Origin of the sequence: Roseicyclus sp., from assembly GCF_018402035.1 — a bacterium.
In the GTDB taxonomy this organism is placed as follows: domain Bacteria; phylum Pseudomonadota; class Alphaproteobacteria; order Rhodobacterales; family Rhodobacteraceae; genus Roseicyclus.
This window is the reverse complement of record NZ_JAGYJN010000082.1, coordinates 1-1,228: the sequence shown is the minus strand read 5'-3', so window position 1 is coordinate 1,228 and position 1,228 is coordinate 1. Positions and strand designations below refer to the sequence as shown.

1 protein-coding gene is annotated in these 1,228 nt (G+C 50.7%); it reads left to right on the top strand.

The genetic code is table 11. The annotated features are described in order from the left end of the window. Positions 1–30: 30 nt before the first annotated feature. Complete coding sequence (locus tag KG698_RS15325; protein ID WP_213686406.1) at positions 31–1,203, top strand: DUF6538 domain-containing protein; 1,173 nt, start codon at positions 31–33, stop codon at positions 1,201–1,203. Positions 1,204–1,228: the final 25 nt, after the last annotated feature.

Below are 1,228 nucleotides of genomic sequence, written 5' to 3'. Positions count from 1 at the left end.
CACGTGAGCCTTGCCTGAGTGTTGACCAATATGCAGACCAAAAGAGTCCCCTTTACCTTTAACCGTGGTGGTTACTTTTACTTTTCTCGAAGAGTCCCAGCCGATCTCGTGGAGCATTATTGCTATCCTCGCATAGTCCAGGCTCTGAATACCCAGCACGTCTCTGTTGCTCGTTCACGTGCATCCATGATGGCCTCACAGTTGGATGCTTACTGGGCGCAAATTCGTCTTGCTCATGCAAATCTGCCTGGAAAGCATTTGTTGAAGCAAAGGCAGACACATGCAGGTCCAGCGAGTATTGCCTCCACCCCGTCTGCCTCTGTGTCACTCACAGAAGCTTTATCCGTATACTTGGAGCGCAAGGGCGTCGGCAAAGGAAAGACCTTCCATGCCGCTGCTCAAAGAGCCTGTGGCTATCTTGTTGATGCCGTGGGTTTGAAGGATCTGCATCAGTACACACGTGCTGATGCCCTCAGCTTCCGTGATTTCTTGATCGAGCGTGGCCTGGTTGGTTCAAGCGTAACTAGGGTCCTTAACTCCATTAACTCTGTCTTTAATTTCGCTTGCTCTGAGTTGGCCCTTGATCTCAAAAATCCATTTCACGGCATGTACCATGACCGTAAGGCAGGGGTTGCTAGACGGCTGCCCATTCCTGATTTGGAACTTAAGAAGATCCAAGCTTTGTGTCGTAGCCGAAATGATGACTGTCGTTGGCTCATTGCTTTGATCAGTGACACTGGGTTGCGTTTGTCAGAGGCAGCAGGGCTTATGCTGTCAGACATCAAGCTTCAGGAAGTCTATCCCCACCTTGTTGTTCAACCTAACGCTCTAAGATCCCTGAAGACTTCAGGCAGTGAGAGAATGGTTCCGCTAGTTGGGGCGTCTCTATGGGCTGCCGAGAGGCTATATGAGACGATGCCAAGCCTTACTGGCCCTGCATTCCCAAGATACGCCAAGTCAGGTCAGGTTCAGGCCAACTCAGCCAGCGCAGCTTTGAACAAGTGGTTGAAGGGATACGTGTCAGATGGATGCACCATTCACAGTTTCCGTCACTCCATGCGTGATCGGCTAAGGGCAGTAGAGTGTCCTACGGAAATGGTGGATCAAATAGGTGGATGGTCTCACAGCTCAGTGGGTCAAGGCTATGGTTCTGGCTATCCGCTTGAAGCCATGTCCCGATACTTGTCAAAGATCGTCTTGTGAAAGGAAGAAAGGCAAGGCTCACGTG